Annotated in this window: 22 protein-coding genes; 12 read left to right on the top strand and 10 right to left on the bottom strand. The window is 37.2% G+C overall.

The features are described from left to right. Positions 1 to 350: 350 nt before the first annotated feature. Positions 351 to 560 carry an HNH endonuclease domain-containing protein gene (locus LLW17_RS19040; RefSeq protein WP_350355222.1) on the top strand — a complete coding sequence of 70 codons (210 nt, stop codon included), beginning with the start codon at positions 351 to 353 and terminating at the stop codon, positions 558 to 560. Between the two features lie 58 nt (positions 561 to 618). Here LLW17_RS19040 and LLW17_RS17000 read toward each other — a convergent pair whose 3' ends face one another. From LLW17_RS17000 to LLW17_RS16975, 6 genes are read right to left on the bottom strand one after another with little or no spacing between them, the layout of a single operon-like run. Further along, entirely contained in the window at positions 619 to 1,002 is a 384-nt protein-coding gene (locus LLW17_RS17000; RefSeq protein ID WP_228231489.1) for a response regulator, read from the bottom strand. Beyond that, on the bottom strand, positions 989 to 2,551 hold the full coding sequence (locus LLW17_RS16995) for a hypothetical protein (protein ID WP_228231488.1): 1,563 nt from the start codon (positions 2,549 to 2,551) through the stop codon (positions 989 to 991). Before LLW17_RS16995 ends, LLW17_RS17000 begins: the two co-directional genes overlap by 14 nt. Next, a complete protein-coding gene (locus LLW17_RS16990) occupies positions 2,548 to 4,443 on the bottom strand; it encodes a glycosyltransferase family 2 protein (protein WP_228231487.1) in 1,896 nt (631 codons plus the stop codon). Before LLW17_RS16990 ends, LLW17_RS16995 begins: the two co-directional genes overlap by 4 nt. Before the next feature lie 2 nt (positions 4,444 to 4,445). Next, positions 4,446 to 5,336 (bottom strand): hypothetical protein, encoded by an 891-nt coding sequence (locus LLW17_RS16985; RefSeq protein WP_228231486.1) that lies wholly within the window; start codon positions 5,334 to 5,336, stop codon positions 4,446 to 4,448. Continuing rightward, positions 5,326 to 7,365 carry a cellulose biosynthesis cyclic di-GMP-binding regulatory protein BcsB gene (locus LLW17_RS16980; RefSeq protein ID WP_228231485.1) on the bottom strand — a complete coding sequence of 680 codons (2,040 nt, stop codon included), beginning with the start codon at positions 7,363 to 7,365 and terminating at the stop codon, positions 5,326 to 5,328. Before LLW17_RS16980 ends, LLW17_RS16985 begins: the two co-directional genes overlap by 11 nt. Before the next feature lie 23 nt (positions 7,366 to 7,388). Next, positions 7,389 to 8,720 carry a sensor histidine kinase gene (locus LLW17_RS16975; RefSeq protein ID WP_228231484.1) on the bottom strand — a complete coding sequence of 444 codons (1,332 nt, stop codon included), beginning with the start codon at positions 8,718 to 8,720 and terminating at the stop codon, positions 7,389 to 7,391. Positions 8,721 to 8,760: 40 nt separating this feature from the next. Here LLW17_RS16975 and LLW17_RS16970 point away from each other — a divergent pair, with 40 nt between their 5' ends. The 3 genes from LLW17_RS16970 to LLW17_RS16960 all read left to right on the top strand — a co-directional run bounded on the left by LLW17_RS16970 (position 8,761) and on the right by LLW17_RS16960 (position 11,975). Next, on the top strand, positions 8,761 to 9,798 hold the full coding sequence (locus tag LLW17_RS16970) for a glycoside hydrolase family 5 protein (protein ID WP_228231483.1): 1,038 nt from the start codon (positions 8,761 to 8,763) through the stop codon (positions 9,796 to 9,798). Between the two features lie 313 nt (positions 9,799 to 10,111). Continuing rightward, on the top strand, positions 10,112 to 10,663 hold the full coding sequence (locus tag LLW17_RS16965; protein ID WP_228231482.1) for a DUF2971 domain-containing protein: 552 nt from the start codon (positions 10,112 to 10,114) through the stop codon (positions 10,661 to 10,663). Between the two features lie 370 nt (positions 10,664 to 11,033). Then, a complete protein-coding gene (locus LLW17_RS16960; RefSeq protein ID WP_228231481.1) occupies positions 11,034 to 11,975 on the top strand; it encodes a DUF2971 domain-containing protein in 942 nt (313 codons plus the stop codon). 93 nt (positions 11,976 to 12,068) lie between these two features. On the opposite strand, the gene LLW17_RS16955 is transcribed toward LLW17_RS16960, so the two are convergent. Then, entirely contained in the window at positions 12,069 to 12,803 is a 735-nt protein-coding gene (locus LLW17_RS16955) for an SOS response-associated peptidase (protein WP_228231480.1), read from the bottom strand. Between the two features lie 41 nt (positions 12,804 to 12,844). Here LLW17_RS16955 and LLW17_RS16950 point away from each other — a divergent pair, with 41 nt between their 5' ends. Genes LLW17_RS16950 through LLW17_RS19030 form a run of 4 tightly spaced genes read left to right on the top strand, consistent with a single transcriptional unit; the run spans position 12,845 to position 14,842 of the window. After that, a complete protein-coding gene (locus LLW17_RS16950; protein WP_228231479.1) occupies positions 12,845 to 13,108 on the top strand; it encodes a hypothetical protein in 264 nt (87 codons plus the stop codon). A 52-nt stretch (positions 13,109 to 13,160) separates the two neighbouring features. Continuing rightward, positions 13,161 to 13,583, top strand: coding sequence for a LexA family protein (locus tag LLW17_RS16945; protein WP_228231478.1), 423 nt, complete (start codon positions 13,161 to 13,163; stop codon positions 13,581 to 13,583). 1 nt (position 13,584) lies between these two features. After that, a complete protein-coding gene (locus LLW17_RS19035; protein ID WP_350355221.1) occupies positions 13,585 to 14,340 on the top strand; it encodes a Y-family DNA polymerase in 756 nt (251 codons plus the stop codon). Then, positions 14,318 to 14,842: a DinB/UmuC family translesion DNA polymerase gene (locus tag LLW17_RS19030; protein ID WP_350355220.1), complete on the top strand. Its 525-nt coding sequence runs from the start codon at positions 14,318 to 14,320 to the stop codon at positions 14,840 to 14,842. The genes LLW17_RS19035 and LLW17_RS19030 overlap by 23 nt, the downstream gene beginning before the upstream one ends. Before the next feature lie 81 nt (positions 14,843 to 14,923). Here the strand turns inward: LLW17_RS19030 and LLW17_RS16935 are convergent, their stop codons facing one another. Further along, the gene (locus tag LLW17_RS16935) at positions 14,924 to 15,178 is read right to left on the bottom strand and encodes a helix-turn-helix transcriptional regulator (RefSeq protein ID WP_228231477.1); all 255 of its coding nucleotides are present in this window, start codon (positions 15,176 to 15,178) and stop codon (positions 14,924 to 14,926) included. A 288-nt stretch (positions 15,179 to 15,466) separates the two neighbouring features. Here LLW17_RS16935 and LLW17_RS16930 point away from each other — a divergent pair, with 288 nt between their 5' ends. The 4 genes from LLW17_RS16930 (at position 15,467) to LLW17_RS16915 (ending at position 18,196) form a co-directional block, all read left to right on the top strand. After that, positions 15,467 to 16,288 carry an RteC domain-containing protein gene (locus tag LLW17_RS16930; protein WP_228231476.1) on the top strand — a complete coding sequence of 274 codons (822 nt, stop codon included), beginning with the start codon at positions 15,467 to 15,469 and terminating at the stop codon, positions 16,286 to 16,288. Between the two features lie 257 nt (positions 16,289 to 16,545). After that, positions 16,546 to 16,830, top strand: coding sequence for a helix-turn-helix domain-containing protein (locus LLW17_RS16925; RefSeq protein WP_228231475.1), 285 nt, complete (start codon positions 16,546 to 16,548; stop codon positions 16,828 to 16,830). A 3-nt stretch (positions 16,831 to 16,833) separates the two neighbouring features. Next, positions 16,834 to 17,550, top strand: coding sequence for a hypothetical protein (locus tag LLW17_RS16920; protein WP_228231474.1), 717 nt, complete (start codon positions 16,834 to 16,836; stop codon positions 17,548 to 17,550). After that, positions 17,534 to 18,196, top strand: a complete 663-nt coding sequence (locus LLW17_RS16915) for a P-loop NTPase family protein (RefSeq protein WP_228231473.1) — start codon at positions 17,534 to 17,536, stop codon at positions 18,194 to 18,196. The genes LLW17_RS16920 and LLW17_RS16915 overlap by 17 nt, the downstream gene beginning before the upstream one ends. A gap of 33 nt (positions 18,197 to 18,229) precedes the next feature. Here the strand turns inward: LLW17_RS16915 and LLW17_RS16910 are convergent, their stop codons facing one another. Further along, positions 18,230 to 19,144, bottom strand: a complete 915-nt coding sequence (locus LLW17_RS16910; protein ID WP_228231472.1) for a pentapeptide repeat-containing protein — start codon at positions 19,142 to 19,144, stop codon at positions 18,230 to 18,232. 423 nt (positions 19,145 to 19,567) lie between these two features. Then, positions 19,568 to 20,155 (bottom strand): N-acetylmuramoyl-L-alanine amidase family protein, encoded by a 588-nt coding sequence (locus LLW17_RS16905; RefSeq protein ID WP_228231471.1) that lies wholly within the window; start codon positions 20,153 to 20,155, stop codon positions 19,568 to 19,570. Positions 20,156 to 20,266: the final 111 nt, after the last annotated feature.

Here is a 20,266-nt window from a genome sequence, read left to right as displayed (position 1 = left end):
ATCTATACCAACAATTAAAAACGTATTTTAGTTATTACAATACAAAAAGAAGGCATCAGGGAATAGAAAACGAAATACCGCTGGTAAAGTATTTAAACAAACAACAAAAAGCAGCTTAGTCAATATAGCCGGAACTTAATTTAAGCTGAAAACTGCCCTACAAATGGGGGGATGCTCACTATCCTAAATAAATCATTCAATACCACTAGTGAAAGGTTCACCCGTGTTTCACCCGTACTTCACTCAAGTAAAAGGCTACGATAAGGCATACATACCTCCAGCATTAAGCTACTATAAAGGCAGGATGATCCATTTAAACCTCCTGTGCCACTAGAGATTGTACCCAGGTCTTGTTTACAATCCGGCAAGCGAATGAGCAGTATGCGATAGACCACGTTATTCCGTTTTCAGTATGGAAAAATAAGGCCCTCTGGAATCTGCTGCCTTCAGCTGCTCCTGTAGATACTTGGAAATACGATAGGACCCCTGCACCGGAGTTTAAAATAGAAAATCTTAACTCCCTTGGCTCAGTACTTTTAGAAGATGAGCAGCTCAGGTAGAGGGAGTGATGTATCCTTATTTTTAGGTAGTGGTATAGGTATTTTAGGAAGGGCCAGCCTAATAAAAAATCGTATCCAAAATTGCTTTAAGCTCTGTAAACCGTATAGGCTTTTCAAGATAGGCATCGATAAGGTTTTCATTCTTTAAATGATTTTCATCAGATGCCTGATTCCCACTAATTACAATAATTGGTGTTCGATTTTCGGTCTCCAAATTTCGTATTTGCTTAATAACCTCGAAACCATTCAGGTCGGGAAGCTTAATGTCCATAAAAATAAGGTCCGGACTTATTGATTTGAAAAAATGTAAGGCATCATATCCGTTTTCAGCTTGTTGTATCGTCACGTCTACAACTATTTTATTGACCATGGTAGTGATTAAAAAACGATTTAACGGATTATCATCAACTATTAGTATTGAGCGTAAATTACCTGAAATCATCGTTCTTATCTTGTGACTTTAAGATACTAAAAACCTCATTTTGGTAAATTAGTGGAAGAGACGCAATATCTCCATTAACTTTATTCTTCAAGCCTTTTTGTGTATCATAATATCTGGTATTTACAATCAACACATAATCTGCCTGAATTGACGGATTTTGTAAAACTAAATAATAATTAGTATCAAACTGATCAATGTAGTGTACAGCATTCCGAGTCAAGGCGCTCACCGGATAGGTTAACGAATTATCGGTTAAGATTTTAGAGCCTCGGGGAATATTTTCTTGAATATAGTGCACAGTTTCGTTTACAGCTATAGTATTAAAAGGAACTTCTTGTTTTAAAAACGAAAGCATATTTTCATCCCTTGGATTTTTTGAGAAATCAAAATAATAATATTCGCTAATAAGACATAAGCACAAAAGCGCAAAGCTAATCAAGTAAACTAATTTATTAGACCGAAATACGTGAATCAAGGGAGTTTGAAAAAGGTGAATGAAACCTGCTATCCCTGCAGCGGTTATAATGAGTAGGTCTTCTAAGGGAAGACTTTCTAAGGGGTTAGAATTCATTTTATATAAGAGCCATATCGGCACTAAAAACAAGATAATTTGGAACAGTAATTTCTTTCTGCCTATTAAAAATGATAGCAAGAACGGTGCAGATAAAAGAAAACAGCATGTAACCGAATACTTCCAGCCATCAAAAAATAAGGAGTCCTTGTGTTCCCTCTGATAAAAAATAGAACTTAATTCAGGTTGACTATTCCACATAGTAGTTTTTGCATCGGCAAAAAACATAAAATCTCCCGTAAACCAGAAATTAATAATTAAAAACAACACAAAACTGATTACGGGTGTAAAGAGAATAACTAAAAGAGTTGATAACGATTTATTCAATAGTTCTCTTGCTGATACTCTGTTTTGTGTAAGTTCTTCAAAAATACCTATGTATGATTTTTCATAACCTTTGAAGTTAAAAAGACTGAACAAAAAGATCACCGGAATAATAAAAATTATAATCCACAAAAAAGTATAATCAAGCAGGACAAATAATGTTAAGCACAAGCTTATCATCACAAAATTATAAGAAGTGTAATCACGAGTGTATCGAAATAGAAAATTAAAAAATAGATAATAAAGAATCAGGAATAAATAGAGATAAGTACCTGAAATGGCAATGGATAAAATTACAGGACTGGTGAGAAAGTAGATGGTTACCAGTACAGAAACAGTTTTCAATTGTTTGCTAAATAATTCTACAATAATATGTGCTGCGAAAAAACCTACCACGATACCCGAGGTGATAAGGGGTGCCCACAAAGGATTGATAAATGCTGCCGGGATATTTATAAGATGCGTTAACGAAGGATAGGTAAAGTAAAAAAGTTCAAGAGTTTTGACATCATTGGTAAAAAGGAGCTGAAGACGATCTGTCAAAAATAAGGGTTCCAAAAATTGAAAACCCAAAAATTGTTGATAAAAGCCTACTCCGATATAATACGCAGAAATAAGAATACCAATAAAAAAAACGGTCACTATCCTTTTCATTCTATCTCTGGTTTATGCTCTTTGGTGAGCCCATGATTGGTTTTTTCCCAATAAAAAGGTTTAGATATCAATTGAAACAATCCCTTATATGCAGATATGGAGTGCATTAGCCAATAAATAGGATTGGTAATAGCATATAAAATTAAACTGTAAGATTTTCTGCGAAAAACAGCTATCATGTTGATATAAATCATCAACAGGTTCCCGGCCATAAAATTAAAAACGGAAATGATTATTACCCATTCAGGAAATATCAATTTAAAAAAGTTGACGATTTCAGTATTTAAAGACCCAACAACATAGGAACTAATGTCAAAAGTCAAAAAAATATAAAACAGAAACAGCAACAGAAGCACCGGATAAGCCAAAAAGGTAAAAAAAGTACCCCCTATAAAAAACTGAAATCCCAGGAAACCATTAAGTCCTACTTCCCTGTACAATTTAGCGGGATTTCGCATATGAACAAGGTAAGTCTGCATATAACCCTTAATCCATCTGGATCGCTGTCTAATCCAATTGTAGAAGGCATTATTTGCTTCTTCATAGGTAGTAGAATTTAAAACTGTGACTTTATAGCCTTTAGCATAAGCCCGAATCCCCAAATCAGCATCTTCAGTAACATTGAAGCCGTCCCATCCTCCCAGTTCAATAAGTTTGTCAAACTTAAAATGATTACTGGTCCCTCCCAGGGGTATAGGGACCTTTAGACCATCTAGGCCCGGAAGCATATAATCAAACCAATACGAATATTCCAACGTAAACATCCTGGTAAGAAAATTCTCTGTTTTATTAAAGTAATTCAGCGCACATTGAATTACAATATATTCCTCCGGAAGCTTCTTAAACAACTTATGAACCATTTTTAGCTGATCACTATCCGGAATATCTTCTGCGTCATAAATAGTTAGATAAGTGCCTTTGCTAAAATGGAGTCCATAATTACAGGCTTTAGGTTTTGTTTTAGGCTGAGCGTAGGGAATAATTACCGGATCAAAAATACACGGAAACTTAAGGTTTTTTACAGCATTAAAGGTGACTTCGTCGTCTGACTCTATAAGTAATTTTACATCTAATTTTTCTTTGGGGTAGTCTAAATTTTGAAGGTTTGAAGCAAGCTTATAAATCACTTCAGATTCTTTGAATACGGGTAATTGAATCGTATAGAAAGGCAGCTCCTCATCTTTGATATCAGATAGCTCTGCCTGAGATATCTTCTGGATCGTTTCAGACCTGGCTCCTACAACTGTCAAAAGAAATTTAAATCCTATTGCCAGGAGTAGAAACAAATTGATAAATAAATTGAGTCCTATGAGTGTGGTTACTGGATAAAAAAGCAAGATTATTAAAAAAATGAACCCCAGTATTCCTAACACCAGTACCTGTCTTAAAGTAAATGTTTCTAAGGCAGAACTTTTAGTATCCCTCTCATACAAATCAAAAACAGCTTTGTGTAAAATAGCTCCCCCATAAGTCATATGTAAAGCTTTTACGATATCTAAATCTTCTCCTATATAAATAACTCCTACTTCATAACCGAAGAAATCTTTAAATCGAGTGATACTTATGTCATCAGAAGGATCTGCTGTAACCAAATCAACCTTTCCGTTATCTAGTGCTAAAGGATATAAATTTTGATCCAGTAAAAAGTCAAACTCTTCTTTAGTAAGGTTTTTTTTGATCTCAACAAGATTAGTGTAATCAAATTGAAAAAAGCAAATGTTTAATGATTGCAGGTGTTCTTTAAACTTAAGTCTGGAAAGAAATGCGTAGTTAAGGGTAATCTTTAGAAATGATTTATTAAGACTCTTACTCATTTCTTCTATGCGTGCATAGATATCCTGAGTAATTAAACCTGATTTTAAGAATATGTCATTTCTATAATGATTCAGCATTATTAATTGATTTTAATCACCGAGAATAGCTGAAATCCGTGACCAATTGCTGCATTTCGGTTATAGATGTCATGAAAAAAGCCTCCATAAATTGTAAAATCTGAAGTAAACTCATAACCCAGATTTCCCGAAGCTTTAATCATTTTGTAGTCGGCAACAGCTTGTAAATTGGTATTGAAAAATTCTTCATTTTCACTAAATGAAAACATTCCTTCAAGTTCTCCGAGTATACTAAACTTATCGGTTATGCGGTAGCCTTCAGAAAGTAAAAAACGGATCTGTGCAGGATCGTTGGGAAAAAAATAACGAAAGCCCAACTCTACTTTATGAAAGTTATTATAACCTCCCAGGAAGGGTAGATTACCTACCAGGGCCAGGCGAGATTCCAAAGCAAAAAGATCATAACCGGCAAAAGGCGGTCGTGTATTATTATAAGCTGGTATATAGCCTATTAAGCTTCCAAGCAGGTAATTGTTTTTAAATTTTGCCAGGTGAAAACGTAGTCCTAATTCTATATCCCCAAAATCCACATTCGTATCTAAACCGGCACCAGTTTCATATTTATTAAAGAAATAGGGAATAGAACCGATAAGATTTATTTTCTCTGAAATCAAAGGGGCTGCAATAAATACTCTGGGATTAAAATTGCTGTACCTTCCATTATTGGCAAAGTCAATTTTTTTTCCTTCAGAATCTCGATATGAATTTGCAATGTAATGACTTAGGTAAGGAGCAATGAGAACCTCCCCTTTAGCCTGTTGCCAGGGATTTAACCTAACCGACGTATCTGCCAGGGTTGTGTCTGGCGACAGACTACTAAAACCTTCTGGATTTTGAGCCCGTATCAGATAAACACTAAAACAAATAAAGAAGCAGGTGATTTTAGTTTTCATTTACTATATTTTTTTTCGACTGTTGGGATTTTTGGAAAATATAAATTAGAGTAACCACCATCATTACAAACAATGCGAAAATGACAAAGACCCGATAATTAAGCCAAAAAACGTCAAAATTACTTTGTATCTCTTCCTTATTTGCCTGACTATTTAATGTGTTTAAGTCAAATACAAATGCTTCACTGTCGCTTGCTAAAATCAGGTCTCCCCTGCTCTGGCTGCCCTGTTCTTTCAATTTTTCTACTAAAAAGTTTAAAATGGATGCTTTTCCTTCGGGCACAAACATAAATAAACCTTTAACATCATTTTTAGTGAATAATTGAGACACTCCCAGTTCGTCAGTATAGGATATATTAAAATACCTGGTGTAGTCCGTTTTCTCAAAATTGAATTGATTTCCTTCCAGTGTGAAGTTTTCTGTAGACGCATTAAATTGGGTTAGCGAACCTGATTTTGAAGAAATAATAATTGGGCTGTACTTTTTCTCATCTAATTTCAGGCTGTCGGCAGGCATTATTCTGGGATACAAATACGAATTGCCGTTATCGATGGGATTTATACTGCCAATGAGTTTACTTAAAGCGGGTATGTGATCTTTTTGATAGGGCATGTCTAAATAGATAGCCGCCGGGTGATTTGTAGACAAAATTTCCGGATAATAGTAAAAATCCAGATCTTTATTTTCACGATATCCCGCGGCCTGCACAAATGAACGTTCCAGATTGATTTGAGCATAAAATAAGATGGGATTTTTAATGCAGAGACCTCCTGCCGGTACATAGTAATATTCTACCCTAAACTGACTGTTTTTACCAAGATTTAAATTTTCAAAATTTACAATACGTTCAAATTTACCTGTTGAGTTTAGGGCTTCACTCAATTCCAATTCATCATTTAGATAAATATTTACATAAGCATTTTCGTTTTCTTTCAGGGGTCGATAGGTAAATGATAATTGCATGGTCAACTCAGAGAGATCGGCACCATAAACCGACCTGGAAAGTGTGAATTCTTTTGAAAGTTTACCTATACCTTCAGTTATTTCATCAATAACTCCAAGCTGTTTGAAATTGAGCTTACGATCTGCTGAAGGACGCTTATAGCTCATATCCATCCCTTCATTTACAAGATAGGTAGTGCTAAATGCACTTTGAGTTATTTCTTTAGCGAGTAAACTCTGGGCAGCCTTGAAAAAGCCTTTTAGATCGGCTCCGGTAACTAATAAGGTTTGAATCAACTCATTCTCATTGGGTTTAGCATCAGATCCTGATTTGCTTAGAGTTAATAATTTGATTAATCCTTTTGATTTAAGATCAGCAGGAACAGATTCCTTAATACCTAAGGGCAGGTTTTCAATTTTCCCCAGTGTGATACTATTGGCTTGTATGGTGTCAAAGGATTGAGGAATGTATTCAATTTGAAGTTCTTTTCCCCACTCCCGTTTAAAGAAAAATTGTGTGTAGGCAGCGTAATTCAATTCTTCAAAGGAAGGATTTTCAGGGATAAAAAGCCTCTCGACCCTGGGAATAAATTCGGAGATAGTATTTGGTGTGATGTAGGATTGATCATAGTCCAGACTGATGTAAGATGAATTTAATCGTCGGATCCAAAAAGCACCTTCATTATATATTTCGCATATATCATCGGTAATTGATAAATTATTTAAGATTTCAATTTTTAAAAATCCGGAAACAACATCTTTAGCTCCAAAAGCTTCAGTAAAACTTACGGTGTAGTCATCTCCATCAGGTGATTTTGTCGCTCTTGGAGTATCCGCAATGACCAGGGTAATAAAGCTTTTCTCTCGGGTTAAGACTTCAGACGTTTTAAAATCTAAATGTATGCTGTTATTTTTAAGGAGTTTTGTACGATCCACCGGAATGAAATAGGTCATTTTAGTATGGGATCCCCAGGTAATTGTTTCTTCGGGATAGTTAAACTCTGTAAAATCGAGAGTAACTTGAGCAAATACATTTAAGATGCTTAGTAAAGCTAAAACGGTAAATCCTATTTGTTTCTTCTTCATAGTTAGAATTTATAATCAACTATTTAATTCAAATTAGCGTTCTGTGGAAATTCAATGAGAAATTCAAAGCCCAGCGTGGTAGACGAACTATACCTGAGATGACCATCCAGAAGTTCAATATTATTTTTTGCTATACTCAGACCTAAGCCCTTATTATTTTGTTTGTCCTCTAACTGATAATACGAAAGATTCTTAAAGTAAGATTCCAATTGTGCCATGGGTAGACCCGTCATGGTATTTACAATCTCAAGCATTATCACATCCTGAGTATTGCGGGAAGTGATCATCAGGGTATCATTATTCCTTGAGAACCTAATGGCGTAATTCATCAAATTATAGATAGCCGAGTTTGCTAAATTTTGATCCACATAAATCAGTGAATTTGCTGCTTTTAAGTCAATATCAAGCTTTATATTTTGGGAAGATGTTTTTTCAAAAAGTTTCAAACGACTATTTTTAACCAGTTCGTGCAGATCAACCATAGACTTATTAAGTACTATTTGTTCTTCTGCTTCCTCCATGAATGTTTTAAAAAAAGTATGCTCACCAGAGGCTTCTACAAGTGAATTTTTTATCATATCCAGATAATCGTTTTGACCCGGCAACAAATGATATTGATCTTCAAGTTCTATCAACTCTATTAGGGATTCTATACTACCTAATTTGTTTTTAAGGTCGTGCCTAAATACTTTTGCACTGTTCTCATAACGATTCAGTTTTTGCTTCTGAATATCATTTTCTTTTTGGAGTGATAGATTGAGACGAGATACCTCTTTTTTTTCTTGTTTTAATCTGTAAAACTCTTTCAAGTCATCCACGAGACTCAGCATTTTCAGAGAGGGAAAGGTTATACTGAACGCTACCACAGCCAGTGTGGTATACACCCCATAATGTTCAAGCTCAGAAAAATGGAGTACTTTAAAATAATCCATTGTAATAAGTAAAATACTCAATACAAAACACTGAAAAACTGCATTTCCCAATGTCCATACAGCAATACTGTTAAATGCTATAAAAGCCAAACAAATAAGTGACAGGTATAAATAATAGCCCATGGCTCCGGTAAGGCTCATACTATAAAGAAATAAAAAACTTAAAAGGACTAATACTATATGTAGTATAAGCGTGGGTTTTTTAAGTATTTTGGTAAGCAAATAATTAGATGTTGCAATTAGTATTAAAGTACAACCGTTAAGAAATGTAAGGATTATGTATTTATCTTCTATTAAAAGAAAATCCAGAATGGAAATAAATATCATAAAGAAAATAGAACCCCAAATTAAGATGTTTGAAGCTTTCCACATTTGCGCATTGAGCGCTTCTAAAAAGTAAGTTTTAGATAACCTGGTACTCATGGAATTGTTTGGGTGCAGTACGAATATAATAATTACAGCTATGACATCAATCAATTGGAAGATTTTTTTAAGTTTTATTTTTATATCGTGTAGGATATTTACTACTCACTCTCAAGGAGTTAACATTACAGGTCTTGAAAAAACCTGGAAATCAGAGCAAATAACAGCGTATCAAAGACTGTTTAATGATTTGCAATTGCTATCGCAAGAGGGTATAAATAATATAAGACTCCCTGTAGATTTAAACTTTTTTTTTGAAAATGCAAACGAGAATGAATTAAAGGAATTTAAAAAGTGGATAAAGCGCATAACACGATATGCTTCCAAACACAAGATGGCTTTGATACTTTCAAATTTTAATCACCATCTTTCTCAGGAAAATTACAAGTCTCAAGGGAAGCTCATTTCTAAGAACTGGCTGCAATTACTTGACTTTTTAAATGACAAACATTTGCTTTACCCAGAGCTGTATATTGATATCGTCAATGAGCCGGTGCTTTACCCTAAAGAATGGGAGGAAACAGCTAAAAACATCATCACCAGTATCCGCACAAGTCATCCTGAAGTTATTATAGTATGTGGCGCATCCAACTATAATAGTATTTATGAATTATCAAGGATGCAACCGCTTCCATTTAAATCCATTATTTATAGTTTTCATTTCTATGAACCTTTTATATTCACTCATCAGGGAACGACCTGGACCGGAAATCAGAACGCAACTACAGGGATTCCATTTCCATATCCTGATTCTACCGAAGTTATACAAATGCCTCAATTGTCTGAAAAAGCTATGGGTACTGAAGGAGCAATAAATTACAGGGATTATTCTCAAACCGGTACCTATCAGGCTATTCGTGATAAATTATCTTTATTAAACACATGGAGAAGTACTTATGGTGTTGAAGTATGGTGTACAGAATATGGAGTAACACAAAACGCAGATAAACAATCACGCATAAAATATTTAAAAGCTGTAGATGAGGTTTTGAAAGAGCTTTCAATACCCGGCTATATCTGGGAATATAAAGGGAATTTTGGAATTGATGATATTTCCATTTTACAGTTCGATAACTAAAATGTTTTCCTTGAAGTAATTCTATTAAAACCTCCTTGTCTTGAACGTTTCTCAGAAATTGTAGTACGCAGTATAGGGCCTTGGGCTACTGCCCACCCTCCCATATAGGTTCTACAACAAGCATATAAATTACAATAGTCATAGTATTAATGGAACTTAAAAGTGTTGATGTCCCGCCAATTTTGAAAAGAGATTGATATATTTAGTGTTGATATAACAAGTGGCCAACAAAGCAAATAATTTGATGAGTAAGGACGATACTTTTAAAGATATAGAAAGGTTAATTAGTTAAGTTCCTATTATTTATCAGTATATGCCATTTGAAGGAGCAAAAATGCTTCTAGAAAATATGACAATAATGGCAAAAAGCCCAACTGAATTTAATGATCCTTACGATTGTGACCTTGAATTATTAGATTTCAGTTCTGCCTTAAAAGATAGAACAAGAAAATCTATCCCAGATTTTAATTCCAAATTAAGTACGTCTGAAAATCACAGAAAAATTGATTTAGAAAGTCTTACAGATGATAAGGTTATTGAAATTTATAAAAATTATGCTTTCCCTAATTTTGCCAAAACAATAGGTGTTTCCTGTTTTAGCGAAAAAGGGGATAATTCTTTAATGTGGTCACATTACACACGATCGCATAAAGGAGTTTGTATAGGATTTGATTTAACCAAATTATATTTCAGCCTAAGAGATTTAAAAAAAGATCAATTAGCATTAATTCAAGTAAAATATACGGACACCTTTAAATCATTGGATTATTTTGAAGATTACAATGCATCAATCTACCACTGGATTAGTACAAAATCGGATATATGGAGCTATGAAGAAGAAGTAAGAATTTTATTTCAAACTTAAAATTTAATCATCATCAGAAATTTCTGTTTGAGTTTGATAAAAGCGCAATTTCTCAAATATTATTAGGCAGCAAAATGATGGAAGAAAATGAGAAGTGGATTAAGAATTTTTCCAGACAAAGCTTAGTTCAAACACAAGTTTATAAAATGACAAAACCAAAAAATTCCTTCAGATTAAAACCTGAAAAAGTAGATTTATAGATAGCTCAGCTACCAACAGCGGTTAACGAGCAATTAGCGGCAGATCGTTCAAAAATAACCTTTTTTAACTACCTTAAAAGAGATAATCGAACCGATAAATTACGTTTCCCAATCCGCCACTTGAGTTAACCTGGAATGTTGGCAAAATTATTGAAAATACGTATTAATTAATGACTGAAAATTGGAAAAGCGAATATTTGGAATATATGATGGCGGAAGATTTTGAAAAAGCCATTCCCCTGAAAATAGACAACTTTCCCAAATCATTTTATAAGTTCAGAAACCTTTCTAAACGGACTTTAGAGAATATTGAGCAAAATTATATTTGGTTAGCTGATATTGCAACACTTAATGACCCATTTGAATGTTCAATTCAAATTGACAACAACGAAGCTTTAAGGAATTATTTTTCCACGGACGGATTCAAGAAAAACTTTCATTTTATCTCTGGACAAAATATAACGGACAAAGAAATCAAAGCTCTTAAGACAAGTGAAAGTCCTTGGGAAACTTATTTAAAAATCTGTAAGAAGAGAAAAATTCCTTTATCACTTACATCAGAACAGCATTTGGAAAAGGTGAATAAACGCTGGAATGTTATTGTGCGTGAAACCAATGAGAAAATACGAATATGCAGTTTTAGTGTGTCAAATCAATCACTTTTATTGTGGAGCCACTACGCTGACCAACATAAAGGAGTTGCAATTGAATACGACTTTTTGGATACTGATAAATTGAGAACATTTTTACAACCAGTAATTTATAGACAAGAAATCGAAAAAATTGATTTTTTGGAGGCTTACAACACTATGAAAATGGTTGGGTCAAGCCTAATTAAATCTAAGGATTGGGAATATGAAGAAGAATGGAGACTTACAATGTTCAAACAGCAAGAGTATTTCCCTCAAAAAATGAATGTTCCAAATCCGAAAGCAATTTATCTTGGTACAAGGTTTAACCAAAATGACAAAGATTTAATAAGAGAATTATTTGAGTTAGCTCATAAAAGAAAAATCCCTATATTTCAAATGACTAAACATCCAAACGAATATAAACTGGTTGCAAAAAACACAGTTGCTGATCAAATAGTTAAAGGAGGGTTTCACCCTTAAACCGCTCAAAGAACCGTACGTAAACCTCTCGATTCACTCGGCTCTTGATATGTAGTCGGTTTGGTCTATTTGTTTAGTCCAATTTGTCCAAATCTAAAAAAGCGTGAGCTCTTCCGTTCCCCCACCCAGGGCCGGGTCTATGGGTTGTACCGGTTCTAAAATCCCGGGCACATCGGTTTCTACTCCCCGCTTATAAATGGCATTGCTTACCGGATAGGTTTCAAATGGGGTATTGGTAAAACCTACCCGCATCAATTCTTCCACCTGCTTTTGATTTAATCCCGACTCGATCCAGCTATCCAAAAATAGATCATCAAGAACCAGGGGCATCCGCTTCTTTTTATTGTGTATCTGTTCAAACAGCTCATTAGCCGGTACGGTAATGATACTGGCACTATAGAGTTCATCATCAAGTTCCGTATACAATCCTGCAAAGGCGAAGACTTGATGTCCCTCCAGTCTACAATAATAAGGCTGTGATTTATTTTTATAATGATGCGGCTCATAAAACCCGTCAGCAATGATCAGGCAGCGGCCTTCTGCGGCGCTCTTTTTATAGGTTCTGCTGCTGAAAATGCTTTCACTTCGCGCGTTGAGGGTATTATAATCCGCTTTAAAACCCGCCGGATCCTCAAATGCATATTCCGGTATCAATCCCCAGCTGGAGGGATAAATTTGATCTGTTTCCATGGGGATTATATAAAGCATTCCGCTGCCAAAACCGTTTAAATGATAATGCTTTTGGTATTCCAGGGGAACGGCAAAATCCCGCTTAAAGGTTTCTTCGATTTCCTTTTTCGATTTAGTCAAACTGGTTGCATAACACATAGGTCGTACATTTTTATCTAATTTAGTAATTTAGAAGGAGTATGCCTACCCGCAAAGAACGTTACGATCTCGCCAATCATTTCTACCTCAATGCCTCTATTGAGCGTATGGCACATGATCCTACTTTTAGCCTCTACAAGGTGCTTTATAAAAATACCCCATACTACCTTTGTTTGTGTCACCGCAAGCATACGTATACCGGTCCACATCCCCAGTTTCACTTTCGTAATCATTCTGAAAAGCTGGCCTTAAATCTTTGTTGGAAAAAATTAGTCGAGCCTGCTTTAAAGCCAAAGCTAAATTAGCTAAATTTGGATTATATCCTAATTAAAGGATTAAATCCATTAAACAAGCGCTATGATTGTTCAAGTAAGCCCCATTTCCACTATACTGCATTCCTGTTTTATCCCTTTTGTATCCAGTTTATCATGTGGTTTCCCCTCCCCAGCAGACGATCATTTAGACGATGGCATTGATTTAAATACCGCCTATATCCGCAATAAGGAAGCCACGTTTTTTGGGAGGGTTAAAGGCGATTCGATGCTGGGCGCCGGGCTGGCAGATGGGGATTTACTCATCATCGATAAAAGCCTGGAGGCTAGAGACGGTAAGATCGCCGTATGCTTTATCGACGGGGAGTTTACCGTAAAACGTATTAAGATCGAAAAAGACACGATCTGGCTAGTGGCTGAGAACCGCAATTACAAACCCATCAAAGTTACTAAAGACAACGACTTTTTAATCTGGGGGGTGGTAACCAATGTGATTAAAGATCTTTAGCATGTTTGCGCTAATTGATTGTAATAATTTCTACGCCTCCTGCGAGCGCGTCTTTAACCCTGGTCTCAACGGGCAACCTGTGGTCGTACTTAGCAACAACGACAGCTGTGTGATAGCGCGCTCTAATGAAGCCAAGGCTCTGGGCATCCCTATGGGAGCGCCCGCCTTTAAAATTAAAGAACTGTTGCGGAAGCATAACATACACGTTTTTTCGTCTAACTATACCCTGTATGGCGATATGGGCGCATGGGTAATGAACATTCTGGGAAACTACTCCCCGGAGCTGGAAGTTTACTCCATCGATGAAATTTTCCTGAAACTGGAGGGCTTTGACCTGTTTGATCTTACCGCCTATGGCCATAAAATGATCGAGGTAGTAAAACGCAGTACCGGTATTCCCATCAGTGTGGGCATAGCCCCTACCAAATCACTGGCTAAGGTAGCCAATAAAATCGCCAAGAAATTTCCGGAACGCACGCGGGGTGCATACCTAATGCAAACACCCGATCAGATCGAAAAAGGCCTGAAGTGGACTCAAATTGGTGACGTTTGGGGTATCGGCAGGCAGTATGCCAAAAAACTCCAAAACATACAGGTGTTTAATGCCTGGCAGTTTACCAACCTCCCGGATGAATATGTACGAAAAGAACTGAGTGTGGTAGGTTTAAGGCTTAAAAGAGACCTATCCGGTGAAGCTACACTGGATCTCGAAGACGTGGCAAAAAAGAAAAACATTGCCGTTACCCGCTCCTTTTGAACGTATGTATACCGACTTTGAGGATATACGCGAACGGGTAGCCACTTATGCCGGCAAAGTAAGCTACAAACTGCGTAAACAAAACTCCTGCTGTAAACTGGCCTACATCTTTCTGCACACAAACGTACACCGCGATGATCTGGCGCAATACCATAACGGCATCACCGTACAAATGCCTTATGAGACCAATTCGTCTCTGGTGATTACCAAAGCCGTAATGACCGGTTTAAAACGCATCTATAAAGAAGGGTATCACTATAAAAAAGCGGGTATCATTGTTATGGGCCTTACACCGGATTCCCAAAAACAACTCACCTTTTTCTACAACGAAGATCCCCGGCATAAAGCCCTGATGCAAACTATTGATAAGCTCAACCGCACCTGTTTTGATCAGGTAAAACTCGGCGCACAGGATTTAAAGAAAGTCTGGAAAATGCAGCAAAAACACCTTTCCCGCAGGTATTCTACGCGATTAAATGAGGTGATTGAGGTGAAGGTGTAGCATCTGAAATACGAAGTGAGGTGTCAAATATCCCCTTATTCTTCGGCAACCCTTCTATTCGGGATTTTCAAAACCTAAAGTTTATAAGCCCATACGTTCCAGATCTAATGCAATGACCCGGTTGCGCAATTCGTAAACCAGTTGGGTATTGGTTTTACAATTGAATTTTTTACGCAGGCTGCGAAGGTGTTTGTCAACACTGCTCATGGAGTTGGCCTCTATAGCGTAGAATTCCAGAATTACCGGTATTTTACCTACAGGAACTCCGTGAGCCAAAGCACTTAGAAGATAGCGCTCATAGGAGCTGAGATTGGGCATTTTAGCAGAGGTTTTCATCTTTAGCGTTTAGATAAAGATAGTTGAAGCGATTTAAAATGCCAATTCATAAATCCCATGTTATCCTAATAACGCTAAAACAAGTCTTAAACTATAAAAACTAATTATCGGACTGGTAAGCAGGCCAACTGTAGGGAGTTGGCCCGTTTTTAATTTTCTTACCAGCTGTTGCATTTTATAAAAGTAAACTGCTATTGGATGTTTTTTATAAATCAATAGAACCTACATATCTAAAGTACAGCAAAATCCATCAAATCCTATTAATTTCTTTTGCCTAGCGGAGCATAAATGAAATGGGATGAGCACATACAAAAGTTTAAAGCAGATTTGAAACATCTGCAGCAAGAACATGCCTATAGCACAAGGCTGAATGTATTGTGTTTAAACTATGTGGCCCAGGTTCAAAAGCAATTGAAACAGGATTTTAAAGCTATATCAGATCTACAAGAAACGGAAGAAATCTACTTTTTTAAGCACATTAAACCCATTGTTAGTGCACATAACCTGTTCTACAGGAAGATTATCCAAATAGAGCATGAGAAACCTGTAAAAGGGCTTAAAACACAAATAAAGTTTTACAAAAAACAATTCGATATAGAGTACCGCTTCAAACTGCGACATAAAGCCTTTGCCTACTACCTTAAATCAAAACAAACCCATTTAGACGCAATCTACTTTACACGCAGGGAACCCCTCCCCTACGATCCCGATGATCTCAGGCTCCAATACAATCCAAATTATTCAACACCACGAGATTTTTTGAGCGCAAAACTGGCAGCTGCAACACTGCTTACCGAATACCTTAAAACCAAAATTACGCAGTTGGTTGACCGCCCTGTAGCTGTACCAGACACTCCTCATTTAGACTGGAGCGGGTCGCGTACCGATCTTATCGAACTTACCTACGCCCTGTATCACGCTAAAGTCATCCATAAAGGAAAAGCCGACATTATTGAGATCGCCCGGGCACTGGCTAATTTCTTCAATATGGATCCCGGTGATGTCTATAAAACCTATTCTGAAATCAAATCCCGTAAAAAAAGCAGAACCAAATTCCTCGACGAGATGACTATGAATCTGACATTGGCAATGGACCGTGAGGACTTTTAAATCCCCCACTCCGGTATACCCCCGAAAAGAAAAATCAGCTGTACTAACTGCTTAGCCATTTTCTACAATTCCCTTCATTCTGTGATGAAATACCGGTTTTTGACGGCTGTTAAAGTTTAACCGGGGCTCCGGTTTCCCTGGGAACAAATGGTTACAAATGACCTCAAATTCGTAGAACGAAAGTCAAACCGGGATTGGGACTATCAAAAAAAAAGGATAACCACGATAGTCCCTTTCTTTTTTAAAAACGTTCTATTATGCCAGCAACACTTATTACCACAGACGATCTGCGTGAGTTCAAACGCGAACTGCTTAAAGAGATTAAAACCCTTATCAACAATCAGGGAACCCAGAAACTCAAGAAGTACCTCAAATCCTCCGAGGTGATGGAGTTGCTTCAGGTTAGCCCCGGCACCCTGCAAAACCTACGCATCAACGGAACCCTGCCCTTTACCAAAGTGGGCGGTATCATCTACTACGATGCCCAGGATATTCAAAAAGTAATGGAAGACAACCGGGTACACTACGGTCTAAAACCTTGAACGATGAATTACATAAAGCTACTTCACGCAGCTTTTACGCTTTTCTACGACGACGAACGCCTAAACCCTACTCACATCAGCCTCTATATGGCTTTGTTTCAGGAATGGAACAGTTCCCGCTTTAGTGATGGGTTTTACGTGAGTCGCGGGGTATTGATGCGTGTGGCCAAATTAGGCTCTAAGACCACCTACCATCGCTGTATGACCGAGCTTAACGATTGGGGATACCTGACCTATCTGCCGTCTAATAATCCCTATAAGGGCAGCACCATTAAGATGACCTTATTTGAGACCAGTGATGAACCGGTAGCAGACGGGTCTGATACCAGACTGGAACACGTAGCGGAACACTACCATCCCACCACGATACCGCAACTGGGACACTACCGTCCCGATAATGTACCGCTAGTAGGCCGCCACCGTCCCATAGATGGACAAGCACTGGTATCTACTACAAACAATACAAAACATGCAAACAATATAAAACAGCCAAAGGACTATTTGGCCGTTTTAGAATTTTTTGAAGAACAACACGCAGATGCCACAGAAGCAGAAAAATTTTACGATCACTACCGGGCAACAAACTGGGAAGATGCCGGGGGGAAGCCTGTGCGTGATTGGCAGGCTTTAGCCCTCAGCTGGATTAAAAACGAGAAACCCGATTTCGATTCGGACAACCTGCGAACCGCCAAAAACAAGGATTATGGAAAACCCCTCTAAAATCATCGAAGGTGGCGTGGAGTACAGCCTGGGGACATTCAACGGCAAAAAAATGCTCTATGATTTTCCTAAAGTGCTCATTTACCTCAATGCCAAAGGCAAGCTGGAGTTTGGTAAAAAATTCCGCATTTACGAGGAAGATCAGGAGATCCTGCGGAAGCTCTGCTCCTACTTCATTCGCGATAAAGCCTTTTGCGAAACTCAGGGCATCGACATCGAAAAAGGCATTCTGCTTTCCGGGCCGGTAGGCTGTGGTAAAACCAGTCTGATGAAACTCCTGCGTTTTCTGGTACCCCTGCAAAAGCCTTACGAACTCATTCCTTGTCGTAACATCAGCTTTGCCTTTAATCATTTAGGGTTTAAGTCGATTGAAGCATACGGGAATTCCAAATACTACTGCTTTGACGATCTGGGCGTAGAACCGGCGGGCCGGTATTACGGCAAAGACCTGAATGTGATGGGGGAAGTATTGCTATCGCGCTACGAACTCTACCTAAGCACTAAACGGCAGCTTAAAACCCATGCCACGACCAACCTAAACGCCGATGAATTGGAAGCTCGTTACGGCAACCGCGTACGCAGTAGAATGCGGGAGTTTTTTAACCTGGTAGCTTTTGATCAAAATGCCGGAGATAAAAGAAAATGAATAGTTGAGCGCATGATACTTTTAATAACTACTTTAGGCTAAAGATGGCCGATAATGAGCTTTTAATGCTTGAAAGTAGGAACAAACCAGCTGTAATTCTTCATCCACAAAAGCCCCCAGAGGACTCTGCAATACCTGAGTCTTAGGATAGGTATTCTTAATTTCAAATTCAAATTCCTGAAGTCCCGATCTCCAAATTCTCGGAGACTTTCCAGCCCAGAATTCCGGTTTCCACCAGAGCACATCCTGATCTACGCAATATACAACGATACAGCTTGGATTTTCAACTCTGAAAATCACGGGTCTTTCGCAATACGCAAAATCGATGTCTACAATTCGTGTTTTCCAGAAATACAGATTCCTTAGATTATTGTATTTATGGAATTGAACTTCACCTATTTTGCAGTTTAAAAAGGAAACTTCATCCATCCATGAATTTGTTGTTTCCGCATTAATAAAAGCGGCGTAACCTAACCTGCTATTTTTAAACGTGGTCTGCGTAAGATTTACGGAATGAAAGGTGATATGGCTTAGATTACAATTCCTAAAAAGAACAGCCTTACAACTGCAATCAATAATAAAAAGCTCCATATTAGGCATAGTCAAAAAGCGTACATGATCCAGTATTAAATTTGACCAGTGTCCATATCTAAGATCTGTATCTTTAAATACGGAATGAGAACAATCACAGTGTTGCAAAGAAAAATAGTTAAACCGACAATCCTCAAATCGATTGTTAGTTAGAGAGCAGTTTTTAAAATAGAGTTCAGTAGCCCGTACTCCAATCCACTTGAGATTACTTAAATCTTCATCTTTTAAACTTAACCCTGTCAAATCTATATTTTTGGTCAACGCGTCTTCTAAAACAGAACGGTAATCAGGAAACAGCAGCCCTTGTGGTTGTTGATGCAAAATAACCCCTTCTCGGGACTTTAATTGGTAGATCATATACTTAAATACTAAATCCTCTTGGTTGAAAAGTTCAAAACTATAAAGCCAAACCGTCGAAATTAAGATGAATTAGTTGATGGCTATACACGAGTGAGTATTAGTCACACATCCCACTTTTTTTGAGTTTACTCTTTAAATTCTATTAAAAACTACTCATCAAAACCAGTTCAAAATCACTATTACAAAAAAAGATTGGCAGCTTGCCCACGGATACACCGTGCGCTAAAGCACTTACGATATGAAGTTCATAATCATTGATTACTAATTATTTATACAGAGAATCCATTTGTATAAAATTACGAAATTGGCTGACACCTTATTTCTTTACCCAGCTCTTTTTTACTTTCAAAAAGCGGATCTTACTTTATTATACAGTAGTTTAAAACACATAAATAAAATCAACTTTATTAGCGTTTCCATTTAGTGAAACAGGGTATTAATAAATCCCAACTCGACCAGCACGACCGGACAAACATCTTTAAGGTCCCGCAAGACCTGAAAATTTGCAAACTTGACACCCCGATTCCGTTGCCCGGTAAGCCTTACCAAACTTTTCCCAAGGACAAGTCCCAGCCAAATCGATTGCCTGGAATATCGGTTCTCCTGATTAGATACAAAGACTTCTACACCGGAAGCATTACGATTCGGCGCATCATTAAAATGCAGGGATATATAATAATCCGCTCTAAGTATGCGAGCTAGTTTTGTGCGATCTCTAAGACTGATTAAGGTATCGGTATATCGGGTCAGGAAGTATTCAGCCGGCTTCCCGTCAAATTCATTAAGCTGACTCATCTTTAAAGCGATTTCCAGTACCAAATCCTTCTCCTGAATTCCATTTACACCCACTGCCCCGGAATCCTTACCGCCGTGTCCGGGGTCGATTACTACACGCAAAGGTCTGTCCAATTCCTGCCCATAGATCAAACTAATATTAAGCAGCAGAAACATCCAAATGACGTTTTGGAGCTTTTTTCTAAGTCTGGCATTTTGAGTTATTAACAACATGACTTTTCATTTTAATAGGTTTTGATGGGATTTAAAAGCAAATGAAATCAAATAGAAACAAGAATTATTTTATTCACAATTACTTGATTTTCAATTATTTGAAAATAAATA

It is taken from the genome of Leeuwenhoekiella parthenopeia (assembly GCF_020782115.1).
In the GTDB taxonomy this organism is placed as follows: Bacteria; Bacteroidota; Bacteroidia; order Flavobacteriales; family Flavobacteriaceae; genus Leeuwenhoekiella; species Leeuwenhoekiella parthenopeia.
The sequence above is the reverse complement of the archived record's forward strand: the minus strand, read 5'-3'. Positions and strand labels throughout refer to the sequence as shown.

What these genes read in the sequence shown, in the direction of transcription:
- LLW17_RS17000 (WP_228231489.1), bottom strand. Translation starts at nt 1,002, where the DNA reads ATGATTTCAGGTAATTTACGCTCAATACTAATAGTTGATGATAATCCG.
- LLW17_RS16995 (WP_228231488.1), bottom strand. Translation starts at nt 2,551, where the DNA reads ATGAAAAGGATAGTGACCGTTTTTTTTATTGGTATTCTTATTTCTGCG.
- LLW17_RS16990 (WP_228231487.1), bottom strand. Translation starts at nt 4,443, where the DNA reads ATGCTGAATCATTATAGAAATGACATATTCTTAAAATCAGGTTTAATT.
- LLW17_RS16985 (WP_228231486.1), bottom strand. Translation starts at nt 5,336, where the DNA reads ATGAAAACTAAAATCACCTGCTTCTTTATTTGTTTTAGTGTTTATCTG.
- LLW17_RS16980 (WP_228231485.1), bottom strand. Translation starts at nt 7,365, where the DNA reads ATGAAGAAGAAACAAATAGGATTTACCGTTTTAGCTTTACTAAGCATC.
- LLW17_RS16975 (WP_228231484.1), bottom strand. Translation starts at nt 8,720, where the DNA reads ATGAGTACCAGGTTATCTAAAACTTACTTTTTAGAAGCGCTCAATGCG.
- LLW17_RS16970 (WP_228231483.1), top strand. Translation starts at nt 8,761, where the DNA reads ATGACATCAATCAATTGGAAGATTTTTTTAAGTTTTATTTTTATATCG.
- LLW17_RS16965 (WP_228231482.1), top strand. Translation starts at nt 10,112, where the DNA reads ATGCCATTTGAAGGAGCAAAAATGCTTCTAGAAAATATGACAATAATG.
- LLW17_RS16960 (WP_228231481.1), top strand. Translation starts at nt 11,034, where the DNA reads ATGACTGAAAATTGGAAAAGCGAATATTTGGAATATATGATGGCGGAA.
- LLW17_RS16955 (WP_228231480.1), bottom strand. Translation starts at nt 12,803, where the DNA reads ATGTGTTATGCAACCAGTTTGACTAAATCGAAAAAGGAAATCGAAGAA.
- LLW17_RS16950 (WP_228231479.1), top strand. Translation starts at nt 12,845, where the DNA reads ATGCCTACCCGCAAAGAACGTTACGATCTCGCCAATCATTTCTACCTC.
- LLW17_RS16945 (WP_228231478.1), top strand. Translation starts at nt 13,161, where the DNA reads ATGATTGTTCAAGTAAGCCCCATTTCCACTATACTGCATTCCTGTTTT.
- LLW17_RS19035 (WP_350355221.1), top strand. Translation starts at nt 13,585, where the DNA reads ATGTTTGCGCTAATTGATTGTAATAATTTCTACGCCTCCTGCGAGCGC.
- LLW17_RS16935 (WP_228231477.1), bottom strand. Translation starts at nt 15,178, where the DNA reads ATGAAAACCTCTGCTAAAATGCCCAATCTCAGCTCCTATGAGCGCTAT.
- LLW17_RS16930 (WP_228231476.1), top strand. Translation starts at nt 15,467, where the DNA reads ATGAAATGGGATGAGCACATACAAAAGTTTAAAGCAGATTTGAAACAT.
- LLW17_RS16925 (WP_228231475.1), top strand. Translation starts at nt 16,546, where the DNA reads ATGCCAGCAACACTTATTACCACAGACGATCTGCGTGAGTTCAAACGC.
- LLW17_RS16920 (WP_228231474.1), top strand. Translation starts at nt 16,834, where the DNA reads ATGAATTACATAAAGCTACTTCACGCAGCTTTTACGCTTTTCTACGAC.
- LLW17_RS16915 (WP_228231473.1), top strand. Translation starts at nt 17,534, where the DNA reads ATGGAAAACCCCTCTAAAATCATCGAAGGTGGCGTGGAGTACAGCCTG.
- LLW17_RS16910 (WP_228231472.1), bottom strand. Translation starts at nt 19,144, where the DNA reads ATGATCTACCAATTAAAGTCCCGAGAAGGGGTTATTTTGCATCAACAA.
- LLW17_RS16905 (WP_228231471.1), bottom strand. Translation starts at nt 20,155, where the DNA reads ATGTTGTTAATAACTCAAAATGCCAGACTTAGAAAAAAGCTCCAAAAC.